This is a genomic window from Herbaspirillum sp. SJZ107 (genome assembly GCF_006715485.1).
Taxonomy (GTDB): Bacteria; Pseudomonadota; Gammaproteobacteria; order Burkholderiales; family Burkholderiaceae_D; genus Telluria.
In genome coordinates, this window is the sequence record NZ_VFNH01000003.1 from 36,323 (window position 1) to 59,194 (window position 22,872).

The following is a 22,872-nucleotide window of genomic DNA, read 5'->3' on the forward strand; positions in this document are numbered from 1 at the left end:
CTCATCCTGCCGGCCGCCTCGACCGGGACACCGCGAGGTCGGCCAGCAGGGCCAGCGCAAAGGCCGCGACCGCCACCAGGTAGATCGCCCGGTAATCGCCGCCGCTGTGCGCGAATATCCAGGAAAAGCCATAGCCCGACACGGCCTGGGACAGCGCGAACATCGTGGTCGAGCGGCTCCAGGCCGCATGCTGCGCATCGTGGTCGTGTGCCATCAGCTCGTGCAGCCGGCCGATGACGAGCGTGACCACGCCCGGCGTGAATGCGCCCAGGAGCAGGCTGGCCAGCACCAGCGACGGCGTATGCGGCAGTTCGGCCAGGAGCAGCGACGCCAGGCCCGACAGAAGCAAGCCGAGCCGCAATGCATTGCCGAAGCCGGCGCGATCCGCCACCAAGCCGTAGGCCATCGGTCCCGCGGCCGCCCCTGCCCCGTACAGTATCCAGTACAGCGCGCCATGCGCCGCACCCTCGTGCAGGCCGCGCGCCACGAAGTCCACCAGGAACACTGCCGCCGGCACCAGACCGGCTGCCACCGCGGCATATTCGAGGTACAGCACCCGCACCGCCAGCGGTGCCGGTCGGGACGCGGCTGGCGCCGCATAGCCGGTGGCATGCGCCTGCGCCGGCGCCATGTGGGCAGGCCAGGCGCGCCAGGTCAGCGCCGTCAACAGGCCGCTGAACACGGCCAGCCCGATCCAGCAGCTCGCCAGGCCCAGGCGCAGGAGCGGCGGCAGCAGCGTGCCCGACACCACGATGCCGGCGCCGATGCCCATGAAGATGGCGCCGCTGGCGATCCCTCGCCGTGACAGGGCGACCAGCGGCAGCACGGTCTGCGCCACCAGGACCATCACCACCGCCCCGGCAAAGCCGGACAGGAAGCGCCACGCGAAGAACCACGGCAGCGACAACGGCCAGGCGCAGGCGAGGAAGGCCAGGCTCGCCAGCAGCATCATCGCGCGCAGCGCGGCGCGCGGGCCGGTGCGCGCCGCGAGCGGCCGTCCGCACAGGGCGCCCACGAAGTAGCCCGCGAAATTGGCCGCGCCAAGGTAGACGACGTCGCTGGCGGCAAACCAGTGCGCCTGGATCAGGAGCGGAATCAGGGGGGTATAGGCGAAACGCGCCAGGCCGATCGCGACCAGGCTGGCGCACATGCCGGCCACGATGGCATAGGCCGGCGAGATGACCTGCCCGGCGGATGGAACGGGCGCGTGGGCGGCGCGCATGCTCATGGCATGGTCTCGTAATTGGCCGGGATCCAGCGGTAAGCGGCGCCGTCCTGGCGGATATGTCCCAGGCCCGGGAAGGCGATATGCGCGGCACCGACCCATAGATGTTCCTGCGCGGCCCGCGCCAGCAGCGCGCGCCGTGTGCGCTGGGCGGCACCGGCGCTGCTGTCGTACTTGAGCGTGACCTGCGGATCCCGCAACTGGACCGGGGCGACGTGCACGATATCGCCCCACACCAGCAGGCGCTGGCCGCGGCTCTCGACCAGGTAGGCGGTGTGGCCGGGCGTATGGCCAGGCGCGCTCAGGGTGCGGATGCCGGGCACCAGTTCGGTGTCAAGCGCGAAAGGCCGCAGGCGCCCGGCCTCGGCATAGGGTGCCAGCATCGCGCTGGCGCTGTCGAAGAAGCTGCGCAGGAATTCGGGCGCACGCGCGCGGCTCGCCGGGTCGCGCCAGTAATCGGCATCCGCGCGGGCCACGCGCAGCACCGCGTTCGGGAACGCGATGTTCCCGGCGCGCAGCACCCCGCCCACATGGTCCTTGTGCAAGTGGGTCAACAGGATCTCGTCGACCTGCCCGGGCGCATAGCCGGCTGCCCGCAGGTTCGCCAGCAGCTGGCCGCAGCAGGCGCCGTACAGGGCCCCTGCCCCGGTATCGATCAGCACCAGCCTGGTGCCGGTATTGACCAGGAAGGCGTTGATCGAACCCTGCAGCGGCAACTTCAGGTCATCGGCGGCGAGCGCGTGCGCCACCGCCTCGGGCGAGGTGCCGGCCATCACGCTCTCGACCGGGAAAGGATGGGTGCCGTCGGACAGCGCGACGACTTCGAAGTCGCCCAGCATCATGCGGTAGTAGCCGGGGTTCGGCGCGTGCGCCCGGGGCGCGGCGGCATCGGCGGCGGGCGCACCCAGCAGGGCCGCCGCCAGCGTGACGCACAAGTACAGGCACCAGGACCGGAACAGCGGATCCCTGCCGGTCCGCCAGTGGTGTTCTTTGCCATTGAGGTTCATGCGCTTCTCCTGGATTGCGATACCGCGATCTTTCGGCACAACGCGCACGGCGCCAACTATCCAAAGGCCAGGAAGCGCGGGTAGAGGACAGTGGCCACGGACAGCGCGCCGTCAGCGGCCTTCCGGCAGCTCGAAGATGACGCTGCAGCCGCAGGGCTGCCCGGCCTCGGCGCGGATGGTGCCGCCGTGCGCCTCGATGATGGAACGGCACACCGCCAGTCCCATGCCGATGCCGTCCGGCTTGGTGCTCACGAACGGTTCGAACATGGTGTCGACGACGGATGCCTCCACGCCGACGCCATTGTCCTCGAAGCGCATGCCGATCCGGCCGTTCCCGCCGCGCGATACGATCCGCAGCACCCGGCGGCGTGCCAGGACCGGCGTCATCGCCTCCATGGCATTGTTGACCAGATTGACCAGGACTTGCCGCAGCTGGACGGCGTCGCCGTCGATGCGGCTGGCAAGCGCCTCCAGCTCGAGTTCGAGCGCGACGGCGTGCCGCTGCAGGTCGGCGCGCGCCAGCGCCAGCGTCTCGCGCAGCAGCACGTGCAGGTCGACCGCGCCGAACTGCGGACTGCGGTGCCCCAGCTCCTGCAGGGTCTGGATGATTTTACCGGCGCGCTGGCTTTGTCCCCCGATCTCCTGCAGCAGGCCGTCCACCCGGTCCAGGTCAGGCGGCGCGCGCTGCAGCCAGCGCAATGCGGCGCCGGCGTTCGCCGAGATCGACATCAGGGGCTGGTTGACTTCATGGGCGACCGCCGCCGTCAGCTGGCCCACGGTCGCCACCCGCGCGCCGTGCGCCAGCTCGGCCTGGGCCGTGCGCAGCGCTTCCTCGTCGATACGGTGGCGCGTGATGTCGCTGACCGTACCGACGAACACGCCGTCGATGTCGTCCGCCGGCTGGCCGACGACGGACAGGTAGCGCACCCGGCCGTCGCCGGCGGCCACGCGGTGTTCGAAACGCATGGGGCGCCGCGCGCCGGCGGCGTCGTTGATCACCCGTGCCACGTTGTCGCGGTCTTCCGGATGGATGCGCGCCATCAGGGTACCGAGCGCGATCCGGTCCGGCGCCGGGTCCAGCCCGAAGATGCGGCAGCATTCCGCTGAACAGTCGAGCGTACCGCGTTCCACGTCCCAGATCCAGCTGCCGCTGCGGTTGATGCGCTCACCGAGCAGCAGCATCGCGCGGCTCTCGCGCAAGGCTTTCTCGACCCGGCGGCGTTCGCGGTTTTCCTCCAGCAGCTCGGCATACAGCTGCGCGGTCTCGAGCGATACCGCGGCCTGGGCTGCCAGCAACGACAGCACCTGGGTATGCTCGCCGGTGAAGCCGTAGGAGGACAAACGGTTTTCCAGGTACAGCATGCCGACCAGTTGCGCCCGCTTCATCATCGGGATCGCGATCGCCGCGCAGCGCGGGTAGGCCGCCAGGTAGGGATCCCTGGCGTACGGCGCCGGGCGCAGGCTGTCGCTGACGCTGAGCGGCTGGCGCGTGCGCATGACCGTGTTGACCATGGTGAGCGGGAGGTCTTGCGCGGTCGGCGCGACCAGACCCATGTCGACTTCGATGCCGTCCGCGGTCAGGCGCGCGCTGGCCTGGACCAGCATGCCGTCGTTTTCGCGCCGGATCAGGATGCCGCGCTGGGCATTCGCGGTCTGCAATGCGATCTTCATGAGCGTCTGCACCAGCGGCACCGCATGGATCTCCTCCGACAACGCGCGCGCCGAGCGGATGACGCTGTCGATGTCGCGGATCGCCGCGGTGTTCGCGTGCAGCGCGAGCACCGCGCCGTCGCCCTGCGCAGCCAGCGGCGGGAACGCTGCTTCGAGCAGCGCCACCTTGCCCAGTGCGCCCCAGCGGCGGTAGGCCCGCGACGCCGCCTGCGCATGCGCACCCGCCGCGGTCGGCTGGCGCCGGCGCGCCGCTAGCGCTGCCGCGCGTTCGTGCGCGATACCGGCGATGTGCTCGACACCGTAGGTACGCGCATGTTCGGCCGCACGTTCGTAGCAGTCCTGCGCACCCGCATCGTCGCCGTCGAATTCGCGCAGCGCGCCCTCGGCCAGCGCCAGCTTGTCGGCAAACGTGACGGGGTTGCTGTCGGCCCAGGTGCGGATCTGCGCCAGGTGACCAGCAGCGCGCACGCGCCGCGCCGCCGTTTCCCCCGCGTCCTGTCCGCACAGGGCCAGCACGCTGAACAGGTGAAGGTCCAGCAGGTGGATATAGGCCGGGGCCGACCACGCCAGCAGGGCCGCTTCGTCGAGACAGGCCAGCGTGCGCTCCAGGTCGCCTTCAAGGTAGCGTGCGATGGCAAGGTAGATCCAGCGCCAGAAGCGCAGCGGCGCCATGGCGTTGGCGGCGCCGGGCATGTCGCGCTCGAGGTCGGGTGCGCCGCCCTCCTCGGCGACGGTGCGCAGGTGGTCGACATAGTAAAGCTGGGTGCGCAGGACCGTTTCGACGTCGGCGAAGCCGGCATGGACGACGAAAGCGTGCGCCTGCTCGACCGCTTCGCGTACCGTGTCCAGGTGGTCGCCGCGCGCCAGCAACAGGCAGGTGCGGTGGCAGGCCGCGAAGCAGGCGGTCGTGAAATCGCCCTGCGCGCGGCCGGCCGCGAACCCGTCCTGCGCGCACTCGAGGGAAAACTCGAGCGGCTGGGTCCAGACACTGAGCTGGTCGAGCGCCAGCAGCACCTGCGCCTCGTGCGAGGCATAGCCGTGCTGCTTCACCAGCTTGCGCGCCGCCTGCCCGTACGCGAACCCGTCCTCGTAGGCCTGGTAGTGTTCGCACACGCGCACGCCGAACCAGGCCAGCACGGCCACCGAGTCGGCCGTCATGCCGTGGCGCAGGGTCAGCTGCAGGGTTGCGCACATCTGCATGAACAACAGACGCGGCGCGGTCAGGGCCGCCGCCACCATGGCGCTGGTCAGCAGCTGGAATGCCACCGCGATATCGGCGTCGGCCAGCGGCGGCAACGCCTGCAGGCACGCCTGCGGGTCGGTGCCCAGGCCCGCGCGCACGGCCGCGTAGGCGCGGTCGCCTTCCTCTTTACCGGGGTCGGCCGGGATATCGATGCCGGCCTCGCGCAACGCGCCGAGGGCGATCCGGCTGGCCTCGCGATAGCGTCCGCGCCGCACTTCGAGGTCGACCGCCAGGCTGTGCAGCTGGCCACGCGCCCGGTACCCGGCGGGTCCCGCCAGCAGGCGCTCGACCAGCGCGGCGCAGTCTTCCAGGCGCCCCGTCAGGAACAGGCACTGGGCAAGCTCGTACTCGAATTCGAAGGCCAGCGCCGCCCCGGCGCTCGCGTCCGGCGCCCGGGCCAGCAATTGCAGGGCCTGGCCGAGATAGTTGACCGCCGCCGTGTAGGCGCAGCTGCGGCGCGCGTGCTGGCCGGCGCGCGCGGCCAGCTGTGCGCAAGCCAGCGCCTCCCCTGGCTCGACCAGCGCCTGCGCATGGGCCAGGTGGCCGGCGGCGCGAAACAGCGTGTCGTCATGCCCGTCCAGCGCCGCCTGTCCGGCCAGCAGGCGCCCCAGCAGGTAGTGCAGCCGGGGTCGCGCCGCCGCGTCGAGCAGCTGGTAGGCCGCTTCCTGCAGGCGGTCGTGGGTAAAGGCGTAGGCGTCGCCGTCGCGCACCAGCACTTCCGCCGCCAGCGCCGGCGCCAGGCTTGCCGCCAGCTGCACCGCGTCCACCTCGAAGACGCGCACCAGCAGGCTGCTGCTGGCCGGCTGGCCAAGGATGGCGATCGTGCCCAGCACCGGATTGAGCGTGACCGGCAGGCGCGCCAGCCGCTGCAGCGCCAGGCCGGCCATGTTGTCGGTAAAGCCGCGCGCGGCGATCTGGTCCAGGTCGAAGCGCCAGGCGCCGGCGGCGTGCCTGACCTGTCCGTCGTCGGCGATCGCCTGCACGAACTGGCGCACGAAATAAGGATGGCCGGCGGTCTTGTGGCGTACCAGCGCAGCCAGGGCGGCGATGCCGGGCTGGGCGCCGAAGATGTCGGTCAGCAGGCGTTCGAGCACCGGCAGCGGCAAGCCGTCCAGCGCGACCTCATGGAAAAATGCGGCGCGTCCGGCCAGGCGTGTGCCGAGCGCGGCGTGCCTGCCCGGGGCACCGCCCATGTGCGAACGCACGGCGAGCAGCAGCATCACCGGCAGATCGGCCGCCAGGCCCACGACCTGTTCGAGCAGGAGCACCGCCGCCGGATCGAGCCATTGGACGTTGTCGACCACCAGCACCAGCGGCCGCTCGGGCGTGGCGAATGCGCGCAGCAGCCTCAGCACGGTGTCGGCCACGCGCGCGCCGCCTTCGATAGCGGCGGCCGGCGATCCGGCGGCCGGCGAACCGGCGGCCGGCGACCCGGCCACCGGCAGCGCCCCGTCCAGCAGCAGCGCCAGCTCGGGCACCAGGACCAGCGCCGGCGCCGGGTCGCGCAGCGCGGCGGCGACCCGCGCGCGCCAATGGGCGACCGCGGACTCGCTGTGCGCGAGGATGCCGGTCACCAGCCGGCGCAGGCCGTCGGCCAGCGCGGCGTAAGGCGCTTCGCCGCCATACTGGTCGGCACGGGCCCGGATCACGACGGCGCGGCGCAGGCGCGGATCGTCCAGGAAGGCGCCCAGCAGCGCGGTCTTGCCGCTGCCCGAGGGCCCGTGCACGACCGAGACGCCGAGCGTACCTTCGGTGCGCACCCGCGCGTAGGCCGCCGTGAGGTCGGCCAGGGCGCCGTCGCGGCCGTACAGGCGGGCCGGGAACGCCAGCACGGCGCCCTGCTCGTCGGCGCCAAGCGTGAAGACCGGAATTTCACGGTGCGCGGCCCAGGCGCGCTGGCAGCGCGCCAGGTCGGCCGCCAGCGCTTGCGCGCCCTGGTAGCGCTCCTCGGGCGCTTTCGCCAGCAGCCGTGCCAGGATGCGGCACAGCATGGGCGGCAGCTCGGGGCGCACCTGCGATGCCGATGCCGGCTCGGAAGCGAGGTGGGCGTGGACCCAGCCGGCGGCGGACGCCGGCTCGGCGATCCTGAACGGCATCTTGCCGGTGGCGCACTGGAACAGGATCACGCCCAGCGAATACAGGTCGCTGCGGGCGTCGACCGGCAAGCCGGTACGGCCGCTGTGCTCCGGCGACATGGTCTGCGGCGGCATGACCGGCAAGACGGACGGCGCCGTGGGCGGCGTCCGCCGCGCGGTCGCCTCGATCGGTGCGGCCTGGCCGAATCCGGCCAGCCGGCAATTGCCCTCCCGGTCGAACAGGTAACTCGACGGCGCCAGGGCGCGGTGATTGACGCCGGCCGCGTGCGCCGCCGCCAGGGTCCGCGCCATTGCCACCGCGTACCCGAAAAACCGGTCCAGTTCGAATCCGGCGCCGGGGGGCGGCGCCAGCGGTACGGCGCCGTCGTCGGGGTAGACCAGCACCATGGCGCCGCCGTGCCAGGCCGAGGCGGCGGGTACGCGCGCCCAGGCCGGGTCGAGGCGCTCGCGCAGGGACAGTTCGTTGTCCAGCCAGCCGGTTGCGGTGCGCACCGCCGCCTCCGACACCGCGCCGACGATCAGGATGGTGCCGGAATCGCCGCTACGGCTACCGCGCCAGGTGGCCAGCACCGCGTCGCGCCGCACCAGCTCGAAACGGTAGCCGTCGAGCGCGTCATGCGAGCGGTCGCCGCCCGGCCCCGTCATTGGGACGCCGTGCGCCGCTGCAGCGCATCCTCGATCAGTTCGAGCAGGCGGTCCGGGTCGACCGGTTTGCGCAGCAGCTCGAGCGCGCCGGCGTCGAGGGCGCGCTGCTCCATCGCGCGGTCGCTGTGCCCGCTGATCAGCAGTGCGGGAATCGCGCGCGCTTCGGCCGTGGTGCGTTCGCGAAAGCGTTCCAGCAGCGTGAAGCCGCTCATGCCGCGCAGCTTGACGTCGAACACGGCCACGTCGATCCGCGCCAGTTCCCCCGCAGCCAGCAAGGCTTCGCCGGATTCGAAGGCCAGCACGTCGTAGCCCCCGGCCTCGAGCAGGTTGCACAGGGCGTGGCGCACCGCGGCGTCGTCGTCGACCACGCAGATACGTGCGCAGGCGGCGTGGTCATCTTGTGGCCGGGTCATCGGGCTGCCTGTTCGAGCGCAGGGCCTCAGGCGCCGCGCTCGGGTGGCGCCTTGCCGGGAACGGGATCGGCGGGCGCCGCGGCCTTCGGCGGCACGCCGGTGATCTGGGCCACGCATTCGCTGCGCAGCCAGGCCGCCGTGACGGGCTCGCGGCCCAGCAGCTTCTTTGCGACCGGCAGCGCCTGCTCGCCGATCAGCATCCCGAGCAGGCCGACCAGCGCGATGGCCGGCGGCGCCGGCGAACGCACCTGCAACAAGGCGTAGATCAGGCCGACCAGCACCCCGGCGGCCAGCGACACGATGTAGATCTTCATGGCATCTCCTGAAAAGGGAGCAAGGCGGGCGCACCCGGCGCCGGCCCTGCCCCGCTTCGTGCTGTGCTGGGTAGCGCTGCTCAGCGGGCCGGTACCGGCGCCAGTACTTCGTGCTCGCCGCTGGCGCGCTGTGGCGCCTTGTGCACCATCGTGTAGGCGTAGTCGATGCCCATGCCATAGGCGCCGGAGTGCTCCTTGGCGACCGCCACCACGCCATCGTAGGTTTCCTTGCGGGCCCAGTCGCGCTGCCATTCGAGCAGCACCTGCTGCCAGGTGACCGGGACCACGCCGGCCTGGATCATGCGCTGCATGGCGAAGTCGTGCGCTTCCTTGGTGGTGCCGCCCGAGGCGTCGGCCACCATGTAGATCTCGTAGTCGCCCTCCAGCATCGCGCACAGGGCGAAGGTGGTGTTGCACACCTCGGTCCACAGGCCGGCCACGACCACCTTCTTGCGGCCGTTGGCGGCCAGGGCGTCGCGTACCTTCTGGTCGTCCCACGAATTCATCGAGGTGCGCTCGAGGATTTGCTTGCCCGGGAATACGTCGAGCAGCTCCGGATAGGTCGGGCCCGAAAATCCCTGCGTCTCGACGGTGGTGATGGTGGTCGGAATGTCGAAGACCTTCGCGGCCTTGGCCAGGCCGACCACGTTGTTCTTGAGGGTCTGGCGGTCGATCGACTGGACGCCGAAGGCCATCTGCGGCTGCTGGTCGATGAAGATCAGCTGGCTGTTGGCGGGTGTCAGCACTTCAAGTTTTGGATTGCTCATGGTTTTCCCCATTTGGATAGCGATATGGCGGCGCGATGCCGTTGGAATCCTAGCCCCCGGCCCCCTGTGGCAATAGTATCCACAGGTATACCTGGTGCTAGGACGCGTTGGCCCGCTTCTGCCCCGCCGGCACCGGCGCCTCGAGCGCCAGCAGGCCGAGCAGAATCAGGACCGGGACCACCAGCGCGGCGAAGCCGAACCGGTGAAAAGCGAATGCGGCGGCGATGCAGCCCGCCGCGAAGGCCGCGAGCGGCCAGGCGAACTTGGCGAGCCTGGCGCCAAGGCCGGGATCGTCGGCGCCGCGCAGGCAGTCGACGGCGTCGATCACGATCTGCGTGACGTTGCCGGTCATCATGGAGGTCGGCGCCAGGTGGCCCAGCAGCAACCGGCTGGCGGCGCTGTGCGCGCCCATGGCGGCTGCGCCCAGCAGGCCGGCCGCCATTGCCAGCGGCCCGGCTTCGGCGCCGACCGGCGCGGCCGCCAGCCCGCAGCCCATGAAGCCCAGCAGCAGCACCAGTTGCAGCAGCAGGGCCGGCCGCAGGGCGGCGGCGCCGCGCCTTTCGACCACCACGACCAGCAGGCGCGCCGCGGCCACCCCGGCGATGAAGGCCGGGAAGGCCAGGAATTTCAGCAGGACCGAGGCGCGGCCCGGGTCGGCGAGCGCGGCGCCGATCAGGATGAAGTTGCCGGTCACATGGGCCGTGAACAGGCCGAACAGCGCCAGGAATCCGAGCGTATCGACATAGCCTGCGAAAAAGCCCAGCGCGGTGCCCTGCAGCCGTCCATGGTATGCATCGTTCATGCCTGTCCTCCGTATGTGAAAGCCCGGCCATGCTAGTGCCGGGCCGCGCCGCGCGCCCATCCCATTTGGCCAGTTGCCCCCTTCCGCAGGCATATCCCTTCGTATAGCTAGACCGGGATCGGGACCCGCGCCGACAATCTCCGCCGGAGGACAGCCATGGACAAGCCCACAATCTCGCTGGTCATCGCCGATGACCACCCCCTCATCCTTGCCGGCATCGCGACCCTGATCGAATCCGAGCCGGGCTTCGAGCTGCTTGGCCAGGCGGTCAATGCGGCCCAGGCGGTCGAGCTCTACGAGCGCCTGCGCCCGGACGTGCTGCTGATCGACCTGAACATGCCGGGCGGCGGACTGGAAGCCATCGCCCAGGTCAGGAAGCGTCATGCCGAGGCCAAAGTCGTGATCCTGACCACCTACGAAGGCGACGAGAACGTCCATCGTGCGCTGCATGCCGGCGCCTCGGCCTATTTGCTCAAGCAGGCCGGCTTCGAAGAGATCGTGCATTGCGTACGGCAAGTGGCGAGCCATCGCCGCTACCTGCCGCCGCAGCTGGCCGAAAAGCTGGCGCAGCGCATCCATGCCAGCGAACTGTCGCGCCGCGAGCTCGACATCCTGGCCCACCTGAGTGCAGGAAAAAGCAACAAGGTCATCGCGCGCGACGCCGGCATCGGCGTCGGCACCGTCAAATACCACGTCAACAACATCCTGTCGAAGCTGAACGTCTCGTGCCGGACCGAGGCGGCCTGCGTGGCCCAGCAGCGCGGGCTGCTGCACCCCTTCTAACCATCATTCACACAGAGACGTCTCCATGAACGCATCCACGCTCATCCTGTTCAACGGCTGCTTCCACACGGTCGACCGGCAGAACCCCCAGGCCAGCGCCGTCGCCATCCGTGACGGCAGATTCCTCGCCGTCGGCGACACCGACGAGGTCATGCGCCACCGCACGCCCGACAGCCAGGTGATCGACCTGAACGGCCGTACCGTGATCCCCGGCCTCAACGATTCGCACCTGCACCTGATCCGCGGCGGCCTGAACTACAACCTCGAGCTGCGCTGGGAAGGGGTGCCCTCCCTTGGCGATGCACTGCGCATGCTGAAGGAGCAGGCGCAGCGCACCCCGCATCCGCAATGGGTGCGCGTGGTGGGCGGCTGGAACGAATTCCAGTTCGCCGAACGGCGCATGCCGACCATCGAGGAAATCAATGCGGCGGCGCCGGACACCCCGGTGTTCGTGCTGCACCTGTACGACCGCGCCCTGCTCAACCGCGCCGCCCTGCGCGCCGTCGGCTACGACCGCGACACCCCGGCGCCGCCGGGCGGCGAGATCGTGCGCGACAGCGCCGGCAACCCGACCGGGATGCTGATCGCGCGTCCCAACGCGATGATCCTGTACGCCACCCTGGCCAAGGGTCCCACGCTGCCGCAGGACCTGCAGGTGAATTCGACCCGCCAGTTCATGCGCGAACTGAACCGCCTGGGCGTGACCAGCGCGATCGATGCCGGTGGCGGCTTCCAGAATTACCCGGAAGACTACGCGGTGATCGAGGAACTGGCGCGCGAAGAGCAGCTCACCATCCGCATCGCCTACAACCTGTTCACCCAGAACAAGGGCAAGGAGCTGGGCGATTTCGAACGCTGGACCGGCATGGTCAAGCCCGGCGACGGCAGCGACTTCTACCGCCACAACGGCGCCGGCGAGATGCTGGTATTTTCGGCCGCCGATTTCGAGGACTTCCTGGAGCCGCGCCCCGAACTGGCCGCCGGCATGGAAGACGAGCTGGAAAAGGTGGTGCGCCACCTGGTCGAGAACCGCTGGCCGTTCCGCCTGCACGCCACCTACGACGAATCCATTTCGCGCATGCTCGACGTGTTCGAGAAGGTCGACCGCGAGATCCCTTTCGCCGGCCTGTCCTGGTTCTTCGATCATGCCGAGACCATCAGCCCGCGCAACATCGAGCGCGTGAAGGCCCTGGGTGGCGGCATCGCGATCCAGCACCGCATGGCCTTCCAGGGCGAATTCTTCGTCGAGCGCTATGGCGCCGAGGCGGCCAAGGCCACGCCGCCGGTGGCGCGCATGCTGGAAATGGGCGTGCCGGTCGGCGCCGGCACCGATGCCACCCGGGTCGCCAGCTACAACCCCTGGACCGCGCTGTACTGGCTGGTGTCGGGCCGCACCGTCGGCGGCCTGCGCCTGTACGACGCCGCGCAGCGCCTGCCGCGCGCCACCGCGCTCGAACTCTGGACCAGCGGCAGCGCCTGGTTCTCGAGCGAGAGCGGCAAGAAGGGCCGCATCCGCGAAGGCATGCTGGCCGACCTCGCGGTGCTGTCCGCCGACTTCTTCCGCATCGACGAAGAGGCGATCAAGGGCATCGAATCGGTGCTGACCGTCGTCGGCGGCAAGATCGTCCACGGCCAGGCCGAGTTCTCCACCCTGGGTCCGCCGCCGCTGCCGGTGCTGCCCGAATGGTCGCCGGTGCGCGGCTTCGGCGGCCACTACCGCAGCGCAGCGCCGCGCCCGCCGGCCAGCCTGGCGCACCAGTGCCAGGGCGCCTGCGGCGTGCACGGACACGCCCACGACCGCGCCCGCAAGTCGGGCGTGCCGGTGTCCGATTTCTCGAGCTTCTGGGGCGCTTTCGGCTGCAGCTGCTTCGCTTTTTGACCCACCCACCGAAACAACGAAAGGAACAGCATGACCATCTCGTACAAAGACAATACCGTCACCACCCACGACGGCACCCGCATCCACGTCACCGACTGGGGCCACGGCGTCCCGGTGGTGTTCAGCCACGGCTGGCCGCTGTCGGGCGACGCCTGGGAAGACCAGATGATGTTCCTGGCCGACCACGGCTACCGCGTGATCGCCCACGATCGCCGCGGCCACGGCCGCTCGGGCAAGGCCTGGCACGGCAACGACATGAACACCTACGCCGACGACCTGGGCGCCGTGCTGGAAGCGCTGGACATCACCGGCGCCACCCTGGTCGGCCACTCCACCGGCGGCGGCGAAGTGGCGCGCTACATCGGGCGCCACGGCACCGGCCGCGTCGCCAAGGCGGTGCTGGTCGGCGCCGTGACCCCGCAGATGGTGGTCTCGCCCGCCAATCCGGACGGCGTGCCGCTGTCGGTGTTCGACGGCATCCGCGAAGGCGTGCGCCTCGACCGCGCCCAGTACTTCCTCGACCTGGCCGTGCCCTTCTACGGCTTCAACCGACCGGATGCCAAGACCTCGCAGGGCCTGGTCCAGAACTTCATGAACCTGGGCATGCAGTGCAGCCTGAAAAGCGCCTACGCCTGCGTCAAGCAGTTCTCCGAAACCGACTTCACCGACGACCTGAAGAAAATGACGATCCCGACCCTGGTCATCCACGGCGACGACGACCAGATCGTGCCGATCGCCAGCACCGGCCGCCGCGCGGTCGAGCTGCTGCCGCAGGGCCGCCTGTCGGTGTTCGAAGGCGCCCCGCACGGCCTGCCGTCGACCCACAAGGACAAGCTCAACGCCGAACTGCTGGCCTTCCTGCGCAGCTAAATCAAAACCCGCGCCTTCGATACCGCGCCCCGGACGGGAGCGGTATCCGGCGCATCCCTCTTCTTCTCAACGAGGCTGGGTGTAGTTCACCGGCACCCAGCGGTATCCCTTGCCCTGCTCCACCAGATGGCCCAGCCCCGGGAACTGCAGGTGCGCGCCGGCCACCAGTTCGCCCTCCCTGGCAGCGCCATCGAAGAACTGCTTGCGCGAAGCAAAGGCCGCCCTGGCATCGCTGTCGAAGCCGATCGTCACTTCGGGATTGTCAATCTGGACTTGCGCGACGTGGACCAGGTCGCCGATCAGGAGCAGCTTCTTGCCTCGGCTCTGGACCAGGTAGACCGTGTGGCCGGGCGTGTGCCCGGCGGCCGCCATGGCGCGGATGCCCGGCACCAGTTCGCCGTCGCGCTCGATCGCCTTGAACTTGCCGGCCTGGACGTACGGCGCCAGCGACTGCATGGCCGGCTGGAAGAAGCCTTTCTTGTCGGCCGCGGCCTGGCCGGCATTGGCCTGGCTCAGCCAGTACTCGCTGTCCGCCCTGGCGGCGCGCACGATGGCGTTCGGGAACACGCGCCGGCCGTTGCTGGCCAGGCCGCCCACGTGGTCGGGGTGCAGGTGCGTGATGTAGACCTCGTCGACCTGTTCCGGCTGGTAGCCGGCGGCTTTCAGGTTGGCGGCCAGCTTGCCGAGGGTCGGCCCGAAGTAGGCGCCCGAGCCGGTATCGACCAGCACCAGCCTGGCCCCGGTATTGATCAGGAAGGCGTTGGTCGAGGTTTCCAGAGGCAGCGCCAGGAAATTCTTCTGCAGCGCCGCGCGCGTGGCCTCGGCCTTCTGTTGCAACAGCTGGTCCATCGGCAGGTCGGCGGTGCCGTCGCTCAGCGGCGTGATTTCGAAGTCGCCGAGTGTGATGCGAGCGTAGCCGGGCGCAGGGGTCTTCGCCAGCGGCGCGGCGGCCCGGGCGCATGGAATGAAGGCGGCCGTGGCAAAGGCGGCGGCCAGGAGCATGTGCTTGCGTTTGGTGGTCATGGTGTCCTCGAAATGGAAAGTCGTCGTACCGGGGGTACGATGGCGATGATCCGGCCTCGGGCACGGTGCGTCACTGGTCTCAAGTTATGGCGCGGGGCGCGCCATCCACGCATATAATCGGCGCTCGACCACCGATGCACACTGCCATGCCGTCGCCCCTGCCTATCCGCGTCCTGATCGCCGACGACCACCCCCTGATGCTGGACGGGATCGCCAGATCGTTGCTGGCGCAGGGTGGCATCGAGGTCGCCGCCCTGGCGCGCGACGGCAAGGAGGCGATCGCGCTGTTCGCGCGCCAGCGGCCCGATGTCTGCCTGCTCGACCTGCAGATGCCGGACCACGATGGCTTCGAAGCGCTGCGCGGCATCCGCGCCCTTCAGCCGGACGCACGCCTGATCGTCCTGACCACCTACGGCGGCGACGCCCGGATCCAGGCCGCGCTCGATGCCGGCGCCGCGGCCTACCTGCTCAAGGATGCGCTCGGCGAGGAACTGGCGAACGCGGTCCGCCGCGTCCACGCCGGCGCGCACGTGTTCGGGCCGCAGGCGCGCGCGGACATGCACGGCCATTACGCCGCCGACCGGCTGTCGCCGCGCGAACTGGACGTGCTGCAGCTAGTCGCCGGCGGCCACACCAACCGCACGATCGGCGACATGCTCGGCATCAGCGAGCCGACCGTGAAGTCGCACATGAGCACGATCCTCGTGAAGCTCGGCGCCAACGACCGCACCCATGCCGTCACCATGGCCGCCAAGCGCGGCTACATCAGCCTGTAGATCACCGCGATTTAGTTCCTCCTTGCACTAGTCGGTAAGATAAAATTCGATACATCTCAGACAACGTTCTCCAGGGAGACCACGTGGCCGCACGCGTACTCCGTTTCACCGGCGTCCGGCGGCGCGTCCTGCTCCTGCCCGCGCTGCTGGCCGCTGCGCTGCACCTGCCCGCCCGCCCGGCGGCCGCCGACCTCGTTCAGGCCACCGCGCGGCCGACGCTCGGCGACTACCACCACACGCGCTGGACGCTGGACGACGGCGCCCCGCCGGCGATCCTGGCCATGGCCCAGACCACCGACGGCTGGCTCTGGCTGGGCACCCTGGACGGCCTCTACCGTTTCGATGGCGTGCGCTTTTACCGCCACCCGCTGCCGCCCGGCCTGGGCCTGAACCGCAACCTGATCCGCTACCTGCATGCCGGCCCGCGCGGCGAGCTGTACATCAGCCAGGCCGGCGAAGGCATCGCCGTCCTGCAGCCCGATGGCCGTATGCAGGAATTGCCCCCGGGGCCGGCCCGGGGCAGCATGGTCGACGCCGTGGCGGTCGACACCGACGGCAGCGTCTGGGTCGTCGCCAAGGGCATCTATCGCCTGCACGCGGGAAGCTGGCACACCGTCGAGACAGGCCCCGCGTGGTCGGCGCAGGACATGCGCAGTTTCATGCTCGACGCGCAGGGCCAGTTGTGGATCAGCCGGAACGGCAGTACCTGGCGTCTGAACCGGCGCAGCGGCCATTTCGAGCAGGTCCTGGCGCAGGGCGGCGAACTGCTGCCCGCCCCCGACGGGCGCCTGTGGCTGATCTCCCCGGACGGCGTGCTGCGGCTGATGGCCGGGGGCGGCGGCGTCGGCGATCCCGCGCCCGCCCGCGCCGCCGAGTCGTTCGGCACCGGCCAGTTTGCGCCCGACGGCACGCTCTGGCTGCTGCAATGCCCGGAGCGTCCCTGTGTCCTGCCGGACGCCGCGCGCCGCCGGGAAACCGCCTACCGGGTCGGCCCGGCGCCAGGCGCCGCCACGCAGGACACGGTCCAGATGTCGGGCAAGAGTCCCAGCATGCTGATCGTGGATCGCGAGGGCAATACCTGGATCGCCTCCGAAAACGGACTCGACCGGTTCCGCCGCAAACGCATCCTCCCCACCGGGCTGGCCGGGGATGGCATCGGCTACAGCCTGGCGTCCGATGCCGGCGGCCGGGTCTGGGCAGCGCATGCCGAAAGCGGCAAGCTGTGGCAGCTGCAGCCGGAGCGCGTGACGGAAGTACAGCCCAGGCACCCGCTGACCTTGCTGGCGCGCGATCCCGCCGGCCGATTGCTGTTTGGCGGCAGGCACGGCATCTGGCGCGAGAACGGCGGCGCGCCGCAGGAGATGCCGCTGCCGCCCGGCCCGGACGGCCGGCCGGTACCGAGGCGCATGCTGGGCATCCTGGACGACGGCAAGGTCCTGTGGACGGCTACGGTCGAGACCGGGCTGCTGGCCTGGCAGGACGGACGCTGGCATCTGTCGCAGGGTTTCAACATGCCGTCCAAGAAGATCTACCAGTCGGCCTTGGCGGGCCCCGGCCGGCTGTGGCTGGCCACCGGCGACGGCGAACTGTTTCACTACGACGTCGCCTCGAAGACCAGCCGCCCCCCGCTCGACATCCGCGCCCTCGGCATGACCGCGGCCATCTTTCCCGGCGCCGAGCTGGTGCTCAGCGGCGACAACGGCACCGGCGTGGTGCGCGGCGGCCACCTGGCCATGCTGCGCGCCGCCGATCCGGACGCCCTGCGCAACGTCTCCGGCCTGGTCACCACCGCCGACGGCGACCGCTGGCTGAACGGCGCCGCCGGCCTGGTGCACGTGCGCGCCGCCGACTGGCAGCGCAGCATCGCGGATCCCGCGCTGGCGCTGCGCTACGAGGTGTTCGACGGCCTGGACGGCTATCCCGGCCGTGCCGTGTTCGAGAGCCGCCGCTACAGCGCCTGGAGCGCCGACGGCCGCACCCTGTGGCTGATCGCGACCGGCGGCGTGGTGCGGGTCGATACCGCGCACCTGGACCGCAACCGCGTCGCGCCCGTACCGGTCATCCTGTCGCTGGCGACCGACACGGCGGCCTACCGCGCCGACACCCCGGACCGCGCCCCACTGCGCCTGGCGCCCGGCACCGAGCGCTTCCGCGTCGACTTCACCACGCCCTCGCTGCGCATGCCGGAGCGCGTGCGTTTCGAATACATGCTCGAAGGCGTGGACGCCCGGTGGCAGGATGCCGGCACCCAGCGTATGACCTCGTACACCAGCGTGAAGCCGGGCGACTATGTGTTCCGCCTGCGCGCCGTCAACGAAGACGGCGTGCGCAGCAGCGCGGATGCGGTCCTGAAGCTGAGCGTCGAGCCGATGGCGTGGCAGACCGGCTGGTTCAAGCTGCTCGCCGCCCTGCTGCTGGCGGGCGCGCTGGCCCTGGCCTACCGCTTGCGGGTGCGCTACCTGACCCGGCGCCTGGCCGAACGCCTGAACGTCAGGATGGCCGAGCGCGAACGCATCGCGCGCACCCTGCACGATACGTTCCTGCAGACCGTGCAAAGCCTGCTGCTGCGCGTGGATGCGATCGCCGCCAGGCTGCCGCAGGACAGCGGGGTGCGGGGCGCGCTCGAAGAAGTCATCGGCCAGGCCGGCAGCGCCCTCGGCGAAGGCCGAGCCCAGCTCCAGGAACTGCGTTCCGGCGGCAACAATGAACTCGAAGACCTGCTGCACGACATCGTCGGGCAGCTGCGGGCGGTCCATGCCGGCATCGTCATCGGCTTGCGCATCGACGGGCAGCGCCGCCCGATCGAGCCGGAGGTCGCGGTGGAAGCCGCCGCCATCGCGCGCGAAGCCCTGCACAATGCCTGCATCCACGCCCAGGCCGGCCAGGTCCGCGCCCTGCTCGACTACGGCCCCGGCGTTCTGGCCTTGACCGTGGCCGACGATGGCCGCGGCATCGATGCCGAGGTGCTGCGCACGGGCGCCGCCAGGGGCCGCTGGGGCCTGGTCGGCATGCGCGAGCGGGCCCAGCGCATCGGCGCGCTGTTGAGCATCGCCGAGGGCAGCGAAGGCGGCACCGTCGTCAAGCTGAGTATCCCCGGGGGACGGGCATACGGCGCCTGAGGGTGTCCCCGCCCCCGCAGGCCGGCCGGGCCCGGCGCCATCAGGCGGCACCGCTGGCCACTGCCGCGCGGCGCAAGAGCCTGCGCACATGCGTGCTGAAGAGGCATTTGCGCTTGCCTTGATGAAAGAACTCGTGAATGCCGCGCACGATATTTCCATCGATGAAGGTGACTTCGAAGCCGACCGGTTCGCACGCCGCCCGGTCGGCCCAGCGCGCCAGCACGCGGTCGGCCGCTTCGCATTCGGCCAGCAAGGCGGTCGCATGCGCCCGGTTCCACAAGCGGATGCGGAGAATCTCGGTCGGTGCGTCATCGGCGTCCATGTTGTCCCCTGGTGGTTGACGGTCCCGGAAATGGTAGCGGGCGCCCTGGCGTCGATCCCGTATCGTTCGATCAGTAGCTGCGCGACAAAATTGCGTTTCGATACAACTATCGTATGAAAGCCCGCCGCAGCTTCGCCGCCATAATGCGACTGTTAGCGCCTAAACCCTGCGCTGAATCAACATCGCATCGATGGAAGCACGTATATGAGCCTGGCCCATAATGATCTCTCGCAGCCGACTCTCGCGTTTCAACCGGGTCGGCCCGCCTCCGGCGCCACATGCCCGCACAGCGTCGGCGATGCGGCCTGCATGCAGGCCTTCGAACGTCTGCGGGTGCTCGCGCCCGGCTTCTGGCAGACCCTGCCGGTCTGCGGCGCGGATACCATGCAGGGCTTCGATGCCGTGCTCGAGGCGGCGCTGTCCGCACCCACCGATGCCTTCCCCTATGCTGCCATCGCGGCCGAAGCCGAGCGTGCGCTCGGCCGCGGCCTGCGCGGCGCGACGCCGGTGGCCCTGCTCCTGCTGGCCGCCCTGGCGCTCGGCCGCGAAGGCACCGGTGCGCGGGCGCTGGCCGGGACGGCACGCGAGATCGCGGCCAGGCTCGGCGAACGTACCCGGCACACGGTGCAGACCCTGCACGCGGCGCTGATCGGCCCGTTCGGCGGCGCGCCGGAGCAGGCTGCCGCCGACCTTGCCGCGCTGTGCGAAGCCGAGACCGGGCCCGCCTGCGCCCATCTGTACCTGGCCGGCAACGGTCTCATCGCGGGCATGGCCTTGCCCAAGATGACGCGCCATGTGGAACGGGCGGCCGGCTTGCCGCCGGCGGACGCCCATGTCGCCGCACTGCACGCCGAACTGGCGGCCCGCGCGCTGCTGCTGCGCGGCCTGGCGCAGGAGCAGCCCCTGCCCGCCGTCGAGATGCCGGTGCCGGCCGCGCAGCGCGCACGGTTCGGCGTCTGGATTACCCGCCTGCAGGCCACCATGTATCGCGGCGAGCATGCCGCGGCCCTGCAGGCGGCGGCACAGGCCGAAGCCTTGAACGGCCCGCTGCTGCCGGTCGGCGACCGCACGGTGCTGCACCTGTTCGCGGCGCTGGCCCTGGCGCCGTCGAACGATCCCGCAACATGCGCACGGCTCGCGCTGCACTGCGCGGCCCTGCGCCGCCTGGCGCGCCAGTTGCCCGCCTGCGCCCGCGTCCTGGTGCAGTGCGCGGATGCGGCATGCGCCCGCCATGATGGCTGCCAGCTGGATGCGCTGCGCGGCTTCGAGGGCGCCGCCGCAGCCGCTGCCAGCCATGACCTGCATGGACTCGCGGCCCTGGCCTGGGAGCAGGCGGCGCAGCAGGCCCAGGCCTGCGGCCTGGGCGCGGCGGTGCTGCATTACCGGCGCCAGGCCCTGGCCAGTTGCGCGCAATGGGGCGCCGGCGGCCGCGCCGCGGCCCTGCGCCGGGCCTGGGGCATGGAAGCCGATAGCGACGGCGGCGCCGAGCGCGATCGCGCCCTGCCTGGGGTCGGCGAACTCGGGATGTCGATCGCGCACGAGGTCAACCAGCCGCTGGCAGCGATATCGCTGCATGCGGCGGCGGCCCGCAAATGGCTGCGCCGGCCCGAGCCGGATATCGAGCGCGCCCTGTCGTCGCTGTCGCTGATCGGCGAAGCAGGCCGGCATGCGGGCGACATCGTCCGCAGCATCCAGCGCATGGCCTCGCGCAAGGAACAGGAGATGGGCAGCGTGGCACTGGACCAGGCCATCGCCGACACCCTGCGCCTGCTGCACCGGCGGCTGCGCAAGCACGGGATCGAGGTCGAGCTGGCGCTCGGCCTGGGCGAGCGCGCCATCCACGCCAGCCGCGTCCAGCTGCAGCAAGTGCTTACCAACCTGGTGGTCAACGCCATCGAGGCGCTTGCAGGGGGTTCCCCGGGCGGCGATGCGCGCCGGATCCGCATCGCATCGCGCCCCCACGGCGAGCACGAGGTCGAGATTGCCGTGGCCGACAACGGCCCCGGCATCGCCCCCCAGCATGCGGACCGCGTGTTCGGCAGCATGTTCAGTACCAAGCCCGACAGCACCGGCATGGGCCTGTCGATCAGCCTGGCGATCGTGCGTGCGCATGGCGGGCATATCGAATACGAACCCTGCGCACCGCATGGCGCCTGCTTCCGTTTCCGCCTGCCGGTACAATCCAGCCATCCATGAACCTCCCTTCACAAGCATGATCCGCATCCTGATTGCCGACGACCACCCGATGATGCGCGAGGGGATCGCCGCCACCCTGCAGGCCCAGGGCGACATGGAAATCGTCGGCATCGCCGCCAACGGCGAGGAAGCGATCGCGCAGTTCGCGCGCCACCGCCCGGACGTCTCGCTGCTCGACCTGCAAATGCCGGTGAAGGATGGACTCGAGGCCATCGTCGGCATCCGCGCGCTCCACGCCGATGCCCGCATCGTCGTGCTGACTACCTTCAGCGGCGATGCCCGCGTGATCGGCGCGCTCAAGGCCGGCGCCAAGGCCTACCTGCTGAAGGACGTGCCGGGCGACGAACTGGCCGAGACGGTCCGCCGCGTGTACACGGGCTCCAGCGTGGTCGCCCGCATCGCCCAGCAGGAGGTCGACCATCACAGTCCTGCCGACAAGCTGTCGGCGCGCGAGCTGGACGTACTGCGGCTGGCGGCAAACGGCAATTCGAATCGCGCGATCGGCGAGATCCTCAGCATCAGCGAGCCGACCGTCAAGACCCATATGAGCACCATCCTGGTCAAGCTGGGCGCGAGCGACCGCACCCACGCGGTCACGCTGGCCCTGAAGCGCGGCTACATCAGCCTCTAGGCAGGACACCGAGGCGGCCCGGCCTGGCCTTTTAGCCGGGGCCAGGCGCGGCCTTTCTTTCTACACTGGGCCAGCCCTGCAGATCGTCGGCAGGTTTCATCCCTCCTGAAAGGACCCGTCATGTCGAACCAACCTTCCCTGTCGCGACGCTCGCTGCTGGCCGGCGCCGCCACCTCCGCCATGGGCGCTGGCCTGGCCGTTGCCGGCAGCAGCAGCGCCGCGGCAGCCAAGCCGCCCGCGGCCAGCCCCGGCGCCCGCGCCGGCAACTTCCTGACGGTGGCCGACGGCACCGTCATCCATTACAAGGACTGGGGCAGCGGCCAGCCGGTCGTGTTCAGCCACGGCTGGCCGCTCCAGGGCGACGCCTGGGAAGACCAGATGTTCTTCCTGGCCTCGCACGGCTACCGCGTGATCGCCCACGACCGCCGTGGCCACGGCCTGTCGAGCCAGCCCTGGAACGGCAACGACATGGACCACTATGCCGACGACCTGGCGGCGCTGATGAACCACCTCGACCTGAAGAATGCGGTGCTGGTCGGCCACTCGACCGGCGGTGGCGAGGTCGCCCACTACCTCGGCCGCCACGGCAGCAAGCGCGTGGCCAAGGCGGTGCTGGTAGGCGCCGTGCCGCCGCAGATGGTGAAGTCGCCGACCAACCCGGGCGGGTTGCCGATGGACGTGTTCGACGGCATCCGCAAGTCGGTGGTCGAGGACCGCTCGCAGTTCTTCATGGACCTGAGCATGCCCTTCTACGGCTACAACCGACCGGGCGCCAAGCCCTCGCAGGGCGTACGCGACACCTTCTGGGCCCAAGGCATGCAGTGCGGGATCAAGAACGCCTACGACTGCATCAAGCAGTTCTCGGAAGTGGACTACACGCCCGACCTGAAGAAGATCGACGTGCCGGTGCTGGTGGTGCATGGCTCGGACGACCAGATCGTCCCGATCGATGCCGCCGGCCGTGCCTCGGCGAAGATCATCAAGAACGCCAAGCTGCTGGTCTACGAAGGCGCACCGCACGGCCTGCCGACCACCCACAAGCACCGCCTCAACGAAGACCTGCTGGCCTTCATCAAGGCGTAGGCAATGC

17 protein-coding genes are annotated in these 22,872 nt (G+C 70.3%); 8 read left to right on the forward strand and 9 right to left on the reverse strand.

The features are described 5' to 3' along the window. Window position 1: 1 nt before the first annotated feature. From FBX97_RS18365 to FBX97_RS18395, 7 genes are all read right to left on the reverse strand, one after another. Window positions 2-1,228 carry a YbfB/YjiJ family MFS transporter gene (locus FBX97_RS18365; RefSeq protein WP_255517543.1) on the reverse strand — a complete coding sequence of 409 codons (1,227 nt, stop codon included), beginning with the start codon at window positions 1,226-1,228 and terminating at the stop codon, window positions 2-4. Further along, window positions 1,225-2,232 (reverse strand): MBL fold metallo-hydrolase, encoded by a 1,008-nt coding sequence (locus FBX97_RS18370; RefSeq protein ID WP_141834788.1) that lies wholly within the window; start codon window positions 2,230-2,232, stop codon window positions 1,225-1,227. Before FBX97_RS18370 ends, FBX97_RS18365 begins: the two co-directional genes overlap by 4 nt. Before the next feature lie 111 nt (window positions 2,233-2,343). Continuing rightward, entirely contained in the window at window positions 2,344-7,887 is a 5,544-nt protein-coding gene (locus FBX97_RS18375) for an AAA family ATPase (RefSeq protein ID WP_141834791.1), read from the reverse strand. Further along, window positions 7,884-8,300 carry a response regulator transcription factor gene (locus FBX97_RS18380; RefSeq protein WP_141834794.1) on the reverse strand — a complete coding sequence of 139 codons (417 nt, stop codon included), beginning with the start codon at window positions 8,298-8,300 and terminating at the stop codon, window positions 7,884-7,886. The genes FBX97_RS18375 and FBX97_RS18380 overlap by 4 nt, the downstream gene beginning before the upstream one ends. 26 nt (window positions 8,301-8,326) lie before the next feature. Then, a complete protein-coding gene (locus FBX97_RS18385; RefSeq protein WP_141834796.1) occupies window positions 8,327-8,614 on the reverse strand; it encodes a XapX domain-containing protein in 288 nt (95 codons plus the stop codon). Window positions 8,615-8,694: 80 nt separating this feature from the next. Next, window positions 8,695-9,381, reverse strand: coding sequence for a hydrolase (locus FBX97_RS18390; RefSeq protein WP_141834799.1), 687 nt, complete (start codon window positions 9,379-9,381; stop codon window positions 8,695-8,697). A 97-nt stretch (window positions 9,382-9,478) separates the two neighbouring features. Continuing rightward, window positions 9,479-10,183 (reverse strand): YoaK family protein, encoded by a 705-nt coding sequence (locus FBX97_RS18395; protein WP_141834802.1) that lies wholly within the window; start codon window positions 10,181-10,183, stop codon window positions 9,479-9,481. Between the two features lie 156 nt (window positions 10,184-10,339). On the opposite strand from FBX97_RS18395, the gene FBX97_RS18400 reads away from it, so the two are divergent. From FBX97_RS18400 to FBX97_RS18410, 3 genes are read left to right on the forward strand one after another with little or no spacing between them, the layout of a single operon-like run. Further along, complete coding sequence (locus FBX97_RS18400) at window positions 10,340-10,966, forward strand: response regulator transcription factor (protein WP_141834804.1); 627 nt, start codon at window positions 10,340-10,342, stop codon at window positions 10,964-10,966. A 25-nt stretch (window positions 10,967-10,991) separates the two neighbouring features. Continuing rightward, complete coding sequence (locus FBX97_RS18405) at window positions 10,992-12,845, forward strand: amidohydrolase (protein ID WP_141834812.1); 1,854 nt, start codon at window positions 10,992-10,994, stop codon at window positions 12,843-12,845. A gap of 30 nt (window positions 12,846-12,875) precedes the next feature. Continuing rightward, window positions 12,876-13,715: an alpha/beta fold hydrolase gene (locus FBX97_RS18410; protein ID WP_141834814.1), complete on the forward strand. Its 840-nt coding sequence runs from the start codon at window positions 12,876-12,878 to the stop codon at window positions 13,713-13,715. A gap of 66 nt (window positions 13,716-13,781) precedes the next feature. Here FBX97_RS18410 and FBX97_RS18415 read toward each other — a convergent pair whose 3' ends face one another. After that, window positions 13,782-14,738 (reverse strand): MBL fold metallo-hydrolase, encoded by a 957-nt coding sequence (locus tag FBX97_RS18415; RefSeq protein WP_141834817.1) that lies wholly within the window; start codon window positions 14,736-14,738, stop codon window positions 13,782-13,784. Between the two features lie 146 nt (window positions 14,739-14,884). On the opposite strand from FBX97_RS18415, the gene FBX97_RS18420 reads away from it, so the two are divergent. Further along, window positions 14,885-15,514, forward strand: coding sequence for a response regulator transcription factor (locus FBX97_RS18420; RefSeq protein ID WP_255517544.1), 630 nt, complete (start codon window positions 14,885-14,887; stop codon window positions 15,512-15,514). Window positions 15,515-15,597: 83 nt separating this feature from the next. Next, window positions 15,598-18,633, forward strand: a complete 3,036-nt coding sequence (locus tag FBX97_RS18425; RefSeq protein WP_141834823.1) for a sensor histidine kinase — start codon at window positions 15,598-15,600, stop codon at window positions 18,631-18,633. A gap of 40 nt (window positions 18,634-18,673) precedes the next feature. On the opposite strand, the gene FBX97_RS18430 is transcribed toward FBX97_RS18425, so the two are convergent. Next, the gene (locus tag FBX97_RS18430) at window positions 18,674-18,955 is read right to left on the reverse strand and encodes a hypothetical protein (RefSeq protein ID WP_141834826.1); all 282 of its coding nucleotides are present in this window, start codon (window positions 18,953-18,955) and stop codon (window positions 18,674-18,676) included. A 309-nt stretch (window positions 18,956-19,264) separates the two neighbouring features. On the opposite strand from FBX97_RS18430, the gene FBX97_RS18435 reads away from it, so the two are divergent. From FBX97_RS18435 to FBX97_RS18445, 3 genes are all read left to right on the forward strand, one after another. Further along, a complete protein-coding gene (locus FBX97_RS18435; RefSeq protein WP_185748653.1) occupies window positions 19,265-21,151 on the forward strand; it encodes a sensor histidine kinase in 1,887 nt (628 codons plus the stop codon). Between the two features lie 16 nt (window positions 21,152-21,167). Further along, on the forward strand, window positions 21,168-21,782 hold the full coding sequence (locus FBX97_RS18440; protein ID WP_255517545.1) for a response regulator transcription factor: 615 nt from the start codon (window positions 21,168-21,170) through the stop codon (window positions 21,780-21,782). Window positions 21,783-21,902: 120 nt separating this feature from the next. Next, entirely contained in the window at window positions 21,903-22,865 is a 963-nt protein-coding gene (locus tag FBX97_RS18445) for an alpha/beta fold hydrolase (RefSeq protein WP_141834835.1), read from the forward strand. The last annotated feature ends 7 nt before the right edge of the window (window positions 22,866-22,872 follow it).

Coding starts and splice junctions, on each gene's coding strand:
- FBX97_RS18365 (WP_255517543.1), bottom strand. CDS start 1,228: ATGAGCATGCGCGCCGCCCACGCGCCCGTTCCATCCGCCGGGCAGGTC.
- FBX97_RS18400 (WP_141834804.1), top strand. CDS start 10,340: ATGGACAAGCCCACAATCTCGCTGGTCATCGCCGATGACCACCCCCTC.
- FBX97_RS18435 (WP_185748653.1), top strand. CDS start 19,265: ATGCAGGCCTTCGAACGTCTGCGGGTGCTCGCGCCCGGCTTCTGGCAG.
- FBX97_RS18395 (WP_141834802.1), bottom strand. CDS start 10,183: ATGAACGATGCATACCATGGACGGCTGCAGGGCACCGCGCTGGGCTTT.
- FBX97_RS18420 (WP_255517544.1), top strand. CDS start 14,885: ATGCCGTCGCCCCTGCCTATCCGCGTCCTGATCGCCGACGACCACCCC.
- FBX97_RS18370 (WP_141834788.1), bottom strand. CDS start 2,232: ATGAACCTCAATGGCAAAGAACACCACTGGCGGACCGGCAGGGATCCG.
- FBX97_RS18375 (WP_141834791.1), bottom strand. CDS start 7,887: ATGACGGGGCCGGGCGGCGACCGCTCGCATGACGCGCTCGACGGCTAC.
- FBX97_RS18385 (WP_141834796.1), bottom strand. CDS start 8,614: ATGAAGATCTACATCGTGTCGCTGGCCGCCGGGGTGCTGGTCGGCCTG.
- FBX97_RS18440 (WP_255517545.1), top strand. CDS start 21,168: ATGATCCGCATCCTGATTGCCGACGACCACCCGATGATGCGCGAGGGG.
- FBX97_RS18380 (WP_141834794.1), bottom strand. CDS start 8,300: ATGACCCGGCCACAAGATGACCACGCCGCCTGCGCACGTATCTGCGTG.
- FBX97_RS18405 (WP_141834812.1), top strand. CDS start 10,992: ATGAACGCATCCACGCTCATCCTGTTCAACGGCTGCTTCCACACGGTC.
- FBX97_RS18390 (WP_141834799.1), bottom strand. CDS start 9,381: ATGAGCAATCCAAAACTTGAAGTGCTGACACCCGCCAACAGCCAGCTG.
- FBX97_RS18445 (WP_141834835.1), top strand. CDS start 21,903: ATGTCGAACCAACCTTCCCTGTCGCGACGCTCGCTGCTGGCCGGCGCC.
- FBX97_RS18410 (WP_141834814.1), top strand. CDS start 12,876: ATGACCATCTCGTACAAAGACAATACCGTCACCACCCACGACGGCACC.
- FBX97_RS18415 (WP_141834817.1), bottom strand. CDS start 14,738: ATGACCACCAAACGCAAGCACATGCTCCTGGCCGCCGCCTTTGCCACG.
- FBX97_RS18430 (WP_141834826.1), bottom strand. CDS start 18,955: ATGGACGCCGATGACGCACCGACCGAGATTCTCCGCATCCGCTTGTGG.